Here is an 8,689-nt window from a genome sequence, read left to right as displayed (position 1 = left end):
GCGGGGAGCGAGCGGCACGGTAGCGGCGGGGCGAGCTGACCGGGCCGTCGGCGAGGCAGGGAGCCGCCACGCGAAAGGGAAGCGGCACCGCCCGCGAGACGGTGCCACCGCCCGGGCGGCATCAGTACCGGCCGAGGCAGCCGCACCGTCGTGCCCGACCGCCGCCGCGTCGGTGCTCAGAACAGGCTGAGCAGAGCCTCCGCCGCGTCCATTGGTTCTGTTTCGCCGTCGGGGAGGGGGAGTTCGAACCAGACTGTTTTGCCGCGGGGCGTTCTGCGGGAGCCCCAGGCCGCGCTGAGGAGGCCGACGAGCTGGAGGCCGCGGCCGCCCTCGTCCGTGTCGCGGGCACGGCGGCGCCGTGGCTGGACGAAGCCGCCGTCCCACACCTCGCAGACCAGCGTGCGGTCGAGGAGGAGGCGGAGGCGGATCTCGCCCTCGCCGTAGCGCAGGGCGTTGGTGACGAGCTCGCTGACGAGGAGCTCCGCCGTGTCGCAGAGCCGTTCGAGGTCCCAGTCCCGCAACTGGTCGCAGGCGAGTTCGCGGGCGCGGCCGACTGACTTGGGGTCGCGCGGCAGCGTCCAGTCGCCGACGTGCTCGGCGGGCAGCCCCTCGACGCGCGCCATAAGCAGCGCGATGTCGTCCTCGCCGTGGTGGGTGTCCAGGGTCGGGCGGGCGGGGCGTCACCGAGGGAGCGTACGAGCGCGTTGAGGCCCTCGTCGAGCGGATGGTCGCGGGACTCGACGAGGCCGTCGGTGTAGAGGGCGAGCAGCGCGCCCTCGGGGAGTTCGACCTCGACGTCCTCGAAGGGCTCGCCGCCGACGCCGAGCGGCATCCCCGGAGGCACGTCGAGCATGAGCGCGCGCTGGCCGGGCTCGCCCGGTTCACCGGGCTCGACGAGGACCGGCGGCAGATGCCCGGCATTGGCGAAGGTGCAGCGCCGGGTGACGGCGTCGTAGACGGCGTAGACGCAGGTGGCGAGGTAGACCTCGCCGAGGTCGGCGTCGGCGGACTTGCGCGCCGTACGCGTGGACCGCTGGGGCCCCGCCGGGTTGCCGAGGCCGCGGGCGATCTCGTCCAGGGCGGACAGGACCTCGGCGGGCTCGGTGTCGAGGAGCGCGAGGGTGCGCACGGCGGTGCGCAGCTCCCCCATGGCGACGGCGGCCCGCAGCCCGCGCCCCATGACGTCGCCGATGACGAGCGCGGTGCGGTGGCCCGGCAGCTCGATGACGTCGAACCAGTCGCCGCCGACCTCTGTCGCCGCGTTGCCCGGCAGATAGCGGCAGGCGATGTCGAGGCCGGACGCCTCGGGGTCGCCGGGCGGCAGCAGCGAGCGCTGGAGGATCAGCGCGCGCTCGTGCTCGCGGCGGTAGAGCCGGGCGTTGTCGATGCAGACGGCGGCGCGCGCCGCCAGTTCGACGGCGAGCGCCCGGTCCCGCTCGCCGAAGGGCTCGCTGCCCTTCGTACGGGAGAACTGGGCGAGGCCGACCACCGTGTCGTGGGCGACCATCGGCACGGCGAGCGTGGACTGGACGAGCCCGCCGGTGAGGCGGCTCGCCGATTCGTCGTCCTCGGCGGTGACGAGCCGGGGGCGGGCCGCGCGCAGGGCGTCGGCGCAGGGCGAGGTGAAGGCGAAGCGGTGCACGACACCGACGTCGAGGGGCGCGCTGCCGTCCGGGAACGGCGCGTCGGCGACAGCGCTCGCGAACGCGACCCGGCGCAGCTCAGCGCTGCCGTCGACGAGGCCGGGCGGCGCCTCGTCACCGTCGAGCAGCCCTTGGTACAGGTCGACGGAGGCGAGGTCGCAGAAGCCGGGGACGGTGACGTCGAGCAGCTCCCGGGCGGTGGTCTCCAGGTCGAGGGAGTTGCCGATGCGGGCGCCCGCCTCGTTCAGGAGGGCCAGGTTGCGGCGGGCGTGGGCGGCCTCGCGGGCGGCGGCGTGCCGCATCGTGACATCGGTGCCGAGGCCCGCGACGCCGATGGGGCGGCCGGCGCCGCTGTGCACGCGGTAGAGGTTGATCGACCAGTGCCTGCGGTCGCTGCTGCCCGGCGCGGGGCCGACGATCTGCATGTCCGTCACGGACTCGCCGGTCTCAAGGACCCGCTTCAGGGCGGCGGCCATGCGGTCGGCCTCGTGGCGCGGCAGGTAGTCGTGGACGGTGTGACCGCGGTGGTCGTCGGTGCCGCCGCCGAAGACGTCGGCGAAGCGGCGGTTGGCGCGCTGCACCTTCAGGTCGGTGCCGAACAGCAGGAAGCCGAACGGAGATTGGCCGAAAATGGCCTGCGAGGCGGCGAGGTCCGTCTCGATCTGCCGGAGGGCCCTGATGTCCACGACGATGCAGACGGCGGCCTTCTCGCCGTCCTCCGTCTCGGTCGGCATGACGTAGACCTCGGCGATGCCTTCGAGGCCGATTCCGTCGGGCCGCCGCTCGTCGGGCACGCGGAAGGGGACGACGCCCGTCCACTCCCGGCCGTCGAGGATCTCCGCCATCTTGCGGTGGCCGTCGGTGCGCAGTTCGGGCGCGACGAAGGCCTCGATGGGGTCCTTGCCCACGGCGTCCCGCGCGGCGACGCCGAAGAGCCGCTCGGCGCGTTCGCTCCACTGGTCGACGAGTCCGTCGGGGCCGATCGAGAACGAGGCGACCTTGATGTAGTCGTAGATCGAGCCGGGCGGGCTGCTCTGCCAGGTCTCGTCGACCGGCACGTCGGCGACCCCGTCGCGCTCGGCGGCCCCGGGCGGTCGGCCGGCCGTCGTACCGCCCGACGGTCCTTCGGCCCTCGCGTCGCCCGACGGCCCCTCGGGCTCCGTCGCCTTCGCTGGTATCTCGCTCACGCGAACCGTCCCCTCCAGCTCACCGCGTCCGGCACCGGTCACCGCATACGGCTGACCGCAGTATCCAGCACTACGGCACAGCGCCACACGGCGTTCACGATCACAGCACGGACTCGACTCTTTTTGGCCCGTGCCGCTCTTGTGCCCGACGCCTGTCGCACACTGCCAGTCTTCTAACCCGGCAGAGCCAGCTCGAACCACACCGTCTTCCCCGCCCTGCCCGTCCGGCCCGGCCGCGTCCCCCAGCTCCGCGCCGCGCGGGCCACGAGCTGGAGCCCGCGCCCGCCCTCGTCCTCGGGGCTCGCGGTGCGCGCCAGGGGCGGGTCGGGAAGCGGGTCGGACACCTCCACGAGCAGGGTGCCGATGGGACCCGCGGGGCGTACGAGGCGTACGCCGATCGGCCCCGACGCGTGGCACAGGGCGTTGGTCACCAGCTCACTGACGAGCAGTACGGTGATGTCGCCGAGGGGCGTCAGGTTCCAGTCGCCGAGCTGTGCGCGGACGACGGTGCGGGCCGTGCGGACGGCGCCGGGATCAGCGGGGAAGTCCCACTCGGCGCAGTCGCCTTTGGTGTCGATCACGCCGATCACTTCCAGACCAGGAGCAGGACCTGTCCGTTTTGTGGAGTCAAGGTGCCCATACCCGCATAATCGCCTCAATTACCACAAATGGGGCACTTGGGGGTACGGAGATCCCGGTTACGAGTGATCCGGCAGCGCCCGCGGGGCCCGGAGCGCCTTCACGGCGGGGACGTCGGCCGCCAGCCAGTCCACCGACCAGACCTCGTCGGGGGTGAGCCAGCGCAGCGCGTCGTGGTCCTCCAGGGGCTCCGGCACACCGGAGACAAGACGGGCCGCCCACACCCGCAGGACGTACCCCTTGGCGAGCGGCCACTCACCCGGGACCCGCTCCATGACCGCCGCTTCGACGCCCAGCTCCTCGCGGAGCTCGCGCACCAGCGCGTCCTCGCACCGCTCGCCCGGCTCGACCTTGCCGCCGGGCAGCTCCCAGCCGCCCGCCAGCTCCGGGGGCGCGCTGCGCCGCGCGGCGAGCAGGCGCCCTTCGTCGTACAGGGCAGCGCCCACCACGATGCGTTCGTCGTCCATGGTCAGGAGCTTAGGGGCCGCCGAGCTGACTCTCGGCGGCCGCCGCCTCAGCGCCCGCTGCCGTTCGTGCTCAGCTTCTCGATCCAGTAGAGCTGCTCGTGGCCGCGCTCGTCGAGGCTGTCCGCGATCCTCTGGGCCTCGGCCTTGGTCGCGAACCTGCCCACGCGATAGCGGTTGCCGTTGTCGTCCTGCCGTATCACGAGCCAGGGCAGCAGAACCGTCCCGTCGTTCATCGCGCCCCTCCGCTCGGCGCCTCCGGCGCGCGGAGCGCCTCGATCTCTAAGGAAACCGCAATCCGCATATGCCCGAGCCTACGCCCGACCTTTACTCAGCGGATACGCATTTGCACAAAGAGATACCCGGGAAGTGCGCAATCAGCCATGGGGCAGGTGGCGTCAACCGGACACCGGACACGCGCAGTTGCCCCGGGCGCCCGTCCGACGCCCGGGGGTGCCGCCACCCGGGAAGTCCGCCGCCCGGGAGGGCCGCGCCTACTTCACCGGCAAGTGGTACGCCACGCGATACCGGTCGGCGGGGACGACCACGTCCGCCGTCTCGACGGGGCGGCCCGAGGCGTAATACGTGCGCTGGACGACGAGGACGACATGGCCGGGGACACCGCCGAGCGTCGTCAGCTCCTCGGCGAGGCCGGGGCGGGCGCCGACTTCCTCCGCGACGTTGTCCACGACCACGTCGATGGCCGCCATCCGCTCGACCACTCCGCAGCCGCCGAGGGGGCCCTCCTCGGGGAGCATCACGGGGGTGCGGCCCGTGACGGCGAGGGGCTCCCAGGAGGTGGAGAGCATCATGACCTCGCCCGCGTCCCTGAAGACGTACTTCGTGCACATCACGCGCTCGCCCGCGCGGATGGCGAGCCGCTCCGCGATCGCGGCGCTCGCCTCCACCTGCTCGCTGCGGGACTCCCAGGTGCCGCGCACGCCGTCGGCGGCCTGCTCCTGGCGGAAGGGGGTCGAGCCGCCGTTCACCGCGCGATATCCCGTGCGGGCGATCTTGCGGGGGACGGGGCGCTCCCTGACATAGGTGCCCGAGCCCGAGCGGCCCTCGACCAGGCCCTCGGCCATCAGGACCTTGCGCGCCTCCAGCGCCACGGTGTCCGAGACGCCGTACTCCTCGCGGATTCTGGCCTGTGACGGGAGCCGGGTGTGCGGCGGCAGCGAGCCGTCGACAATCTTCTTGCGGAGATCACCCGCGACGCGCAGATACGCCGGTTGCTCACCGAAGGTCACTGGCCACTCCCAACAGGTTGACAGACAGCTACAGCCTGGCAACCGTGGGTTGTTGACTGCAACCCAAGGCCATGGAATCACTCGAAGTGATGATTTCTTGGTGCGCAGGTGTTTACGCAGGGCTGTTCCCCGGTTATGAAGAACGATTCAACGCAACAGAAAAACGTTTCTGTCCCCCCACGGCGACGACATACGTTGAGGGCCGATTCCACGGCCACGGGGGACGCACGGATGACGCACAACGGCGGCACCACGAGAGCGACCGGGACGACCGGGACGACCGGGACGCCCGGCGCGGCGGTCCGGGCCGTCAATCGGCTGACCTCGCGGTGGGCCACGACGCTGCCCGCCGACGGCGGTACCGCGTTCTCCGCCCCCGGCGTCTGGCCCCTCCTGGCCTTCCTCGCGGACGGCGCTGGCGGCGCGGCACGCGAGGAGCTGGCGGACGCGGTGGGGCTGCCCGCCTGCGAAGCCGCCGACGCGGCCCGCCGGTTGCTGTCCGCCATGAGCGCCATGCGCGGTGTGGACGCCGCGATCGGTCTGTGGACGCAGCGGACGCTGACCCTGCGGGACGCCTGGCTCGACGGCCTGCCGGTGGCGGCGCTCGGCGTGCTCACCGGAGACGCCGACGCGGACGCGGCGGCACTCGACGCCTGGGCCGCCGAGCGGACCGGCGGACAGATCCAGCGGCTGCCCGCCCGCCCGGACCAGGACACCGGGCTGGTGCTCGCCGGTGCGCTCGCCCTGCGCACCGACTGGTTCCGGCCCTTCGACGAGGGGGCGATGTGGCCGGAAGCGGGACCCTGGAAGGGCCGGGCCCTGAAAAGCCTGAGCCGCGTGAGTTCGCTCCTGGACCGCGTCGGCTTCACCGAGACGGCCGACGGGTGCGTGACCCGGCTGATGGTGCTCGGCGACACCGGGATCGACGTCCATCTCCTGCTCGGCGAGGAGGGCATGCCGCCGGGGCAGGTGCTCGGTGCGGGCGTCGGCATGCTGGCGCCCGGACTGGCGGTGACGTCCGGACCGCTCCTGCCGCTCGGCGATGTGGCACCCGGCCTCAGCGTGCGCAGGGAGCTCAACACGCGCCCGAGACCGCCCCGGTTGTACGCCACCACCGTGCCGTTCGCGCTGACCGCCGACCACGACCTGCTGGCGGAGCCCGAGTTGTTCGGGCTGGGCACGGCACGACGGCGGTCCGCGCAGCACTTCCCCGGGGTCTCCGCCGAGCCGCTGGCGATCAGTGGCGGACGGCAGACGACGACGGCGGCCTTCGGGGCGCTCGGGTTCCGGGCCGCCTCCGTCACCGCCCTCATGGGGATCGGGGCGGGCGTTCCCGAGCTGCGCTACCGCATCACCGAGGTGCACGCCACCTTCGACCGCCCCTTCGGCTTCCTCGCCGTCGAGCGCCGCTCACGGCTCGTCCTCGCGGCGGGCTGGGTCACCGACCCGGAGCCGTACCGCGAGGACGAGGAGTCCGACGACTCCGACGACGAGGAGGATTACGACGACGAGTATGACGAGGGCGGCTGATCAGGCCGTCGGCGTCAGAACTGGAGGCTCCAGGAGTCGATCTTCCCGGTGTCCTGCGCCGCGTTGTCGCTGACCCGCAGCTTCCACGTGCCGTTGGCCGTCTCCGAGGAGGCGTTCACCGTGTACGTGGTGTTGATGTTGTCGGTGCTGCCGCCGGTCCCGTAGCCCTTGAGCGTGTACGCCGTGCCGTCGGGGGCGACCAGCTGGACCTGGAGGTCGCCGATGTAGGTGTGCTGGATGGTCACCGGCACGCTGAGCGCGGCGGGAGCGTTGCCGTCGACGCCGGTCACGGCCACCGGGGACTCGGCCGTGGCGTTGTCCTGGATCGGGTAGTCGGTGTCGTTGGTGAACTTCTTGCCCGGCGGGGTCGTGGTGCCGCCCGTCACGTTCAGGAGGCGGTTGGGCGAGCCCGAGCCGGGGTTGCCGACGACGCCCGGGGAGGAGGCGTCGACCAGCGCGGCGGAGACCTGTGCCGGGGTCGACGACGGGTTGGCGCCCAGGTAGATCGCCGCCGCGCCCGCGACGTGCGGGGACGCCATCGACGTACCGGAGATGGAGTTGGTCGCCGAGTCGCTCGTGTTCCACGAGGAGGTGATCGAGGAACCGGGGGCGAAGAGGTCGAGGACGCTGCCGTAGTTGGAGTAGCTGGCCCTGGCGTCGGTGCTGGTCGTGGCGCCGACGGTGATGGCCTCGGTCACGCGTGCGGGTGACTTCGTCGACGCGTTGGTCGACTCGTTGCCCGCCGCGACGGCGTACGTGATGCCCGCGGCTATGGAGTTGCGCACGGCGGTGTCGAGGGCGCTGTCGGCGCCGCCGCCGAGCGACATGTTGGCGACGGCGGGCTTGACCGCGTTCTTGGTCACCCAGTCGATGCCCGCGACGACCTGTGCGGTGGTGCCCGAGCCCTGGTTGTTCAGGACGCGGACGCCGACGATCTTCGCCTTCTTGGCGACGCCGTGCAGGGTGCCCGCGACGGTGCCCGCGACGTGGGTGCCGTGGCCGTGGCCGTCCTGCGCGGTGTTGTCGTTGTCGATGGCGTCATAGCCGTAGGAGGCGCGCCCGCCGAAGTCGCTGTGGGTGATGCGGACGCCGGTGTCGATGACGTACGCCGTGACGCCCTCGCCCGCGGAGTCGGGGTAGGTGTACTTCTGGTCGAGCGGCAGCGCCTTCTGGTCGATGCGGTCCAGGCCCCAGGAGGGCGGGTTGTTCTGGGTCGCGGTGGCGGTGAACGTCCGGTTCTGGACGACCGCGTCGACCGCCGGGTCGGCGGCGAACTTCTTCGCCTCGGCCTCGCTGAGTTCGACCGCGTAGCCGTTGAGGGCCTTGTCGTAGGTCCGCTCGATCGTGGCGCCGTACCGCTTGGCGAGGGCCCTGCCCTCGGCGGAGCGGGCCTTGGGGGCGTGTTTGTCGAGGCTCACGATGTAGCTGTTCTTGATCACGCCGGGTGCTCCGGCGTTCTCGATCCTGCCTTCCGCGGCCGGCCGCGCGTTCGCCGGGAGGGCGGAGACGACTCCGAGGGTCAGGGCCGCGACCGCTGTCGCGCTGATCCCTGCCAGTCTTCGGCGGGGATGACGCATCACTGCCATCTGAGGGGTCCTCCTCAATAGGTGGTGCGTTGGTGGGGGAAGTGGTGCCGGTGGTGCCGACCGTTCCGGTCGTTCCGGTGGTGCCGACCGTTCCGGTGGTACCGGTGGTGCCGACCGTTCCGGTCGTTCCGGTGGTGCCGACCGTTCCGGTGGTACCGGTGGTGCCGACCGTGCCGGTAGTGCCGGTAGTGCCGGTGGGTGGGTCTAGTGGTGCCGGTGGTGCCGRYSGTGCCGRYCGTTCCRGTGGTGCCGACCGTKCCGRYCGTTCCGGCGGTACCGGTGGTGCCGACCGTGCCGGTAGTGCCGGTAGTGCCGGTGGGTGGGTCTAGTGGTGCCGGTGGTGCCGACCGTKCCGGTSGTKCCRGTGGTGCCGACCGTTCCGGTSGTACC

The 8,689-nt window shown here is 72.2% G+C and carries 6 protein-coding genes and 1 pseudogene; 1 reads left to right on the top strand and 6 read right to left on the bottom strand.

What is annotated here, in order from left to right:
* Positions 1-176: 176 nt before the first annotated feature.
* From AB8Z36_RS24990 to AB8Z36_RS24970, 5 genes and pseudogenes are all read right to left on the bottom strand, one after another.
* Positions 177-2,830, bottom strand: a pseudogene (locus tag AB8Z36_RS24990) (SpoIIE family protein phosphatase).
* 173 nt (positions 2,831-3,003) lie between these two features.
* Positions 3,004-3,420 (bottom strand): ATP-binding protein, encoded by a 417-nt coding sequence (locus AB8Z36_RS24985; protein ID WP_369215619.1) that lies wholly within the window; start codon positions 3,418-3,420, stop codon positions 3,004-3,006.
* Positions 3,421-3,528: 108 nt separating this feature from the next.
* Positions 3,529-3,936, bottom strand: coding sequence for a (deoxy)nucleoside triphosphate pyrophosphohydrolase (locus tag AB8Z36_RS24980; RefSeq protein WP_369215618.1), 408 nt, complete (start codon positions 3,934-3,936; stop codon positions 3,529-3,531).
* Between the two features lie 47 nt (positions 3,937-3,983).
* Positions 3,984-4,169: an SPOR domain-containing protein gene (locus tag AB8Z36_RS24975; RefSeq protein ID WP_369215617.1), complete on the bottom strand. Its 186-nt coding sequence runs from the start codon at positions 4,167-4,169 to the stop codon at positions 3,984-3,986.
* 258 nt (positions 4,170-4,427) lie between these two features.
* A complete protein-coding gene (locus AB8Z36_RS24970) occupies positions 4,428-5,183 on the bottom strand; it encodes a GntR family transcriptional regulator (protein ID WP_369215616.1) in 756 nt (251 codons plus the stop codon).
* A 231-nt stretch (positions 5,184-5,414) separates the two neighbouring features.
* Between AB8Z36_RS24970 and AB8Z36_RS24965 the strand changes: the two genes are divergently transcribed.
* The gene (locus AB8Z36_RS24965; RefSeq protein ID WP_369215615.1) at positions 5,415-6,713 is read left to right on the top strand and encodes a serpin family protein; all 1,299 of its coding nucleotides are present in this window, start codon (positions 5,415-5,417) and stop codon (positions 6,711-6,713) included.
* A gap of 14 nt (positions 6,714-6,727) precedes the next feature.
* Here AB8Z36_RS24965 and AB8Z36_RS24960 read toward each other — a convergent pair whose 3' ends face one another.
* On the bottom strand, positions 6,728-8,299 hold the full coding sequence (locus tag AB8Z36_RS24960; RefSeq protein WP_369215614.1) for a S8 family peptidase: 1,572 nt from the start codon (positions 8,297-8,299) through the stop codon (positions 6,728-6,730).
* Positions 8,300-8,689: the final 390 nt, after the last annotated feature.

Source organism: Streptomyces flavofungini, assembly GCF_041028215.1.
Classification (GTDB): Bacteria; Actinomycetota; Actinomycetes; order Streptomycetales; family Streptomycetaceae; genus Streptomyces; species Streptomyces flavofungini_B.
Note: the sequence above shows the minus strand (reverse complement) of the source record. Positions and strands in the feature narration are given on the sequence as shown.

What these genes read in the sequence shown, in the direction of transcription:
- AB8Z36_RS24980 (WP_369215618.1), bottom strand. Translation starts at nt 3,936, where the DNA reads ATGGACGACGAACGCATCGTGGTGGGCGCTGCCCTGTACGACGAAGGG.
- AB8Z36_RS24975 (WP_369215617.1), bottom strand. Translation starts at nt 4,169, where the DNA reads ATGAACGACGGGACGGTTCTGCTGCCCTGGCTCGTGATACGGCAGGAC.
- AB8Z36_RS24965 (WP_369215615.1), top strand. Translation starts at nt 5,415, where the DNA reads ATGACGCACAACGGCGGCACCACGAGAGCGACCGGGACGACCGGGACG.
- AB8Z36_RS24960 (WP_369215614.1), bottom strand. Translation starts at nt 8,299, where the DNA reads ATGGCAGTGATGCGTCATCCCCGCCGAAGACTGGCAGGGATCAGCGCG.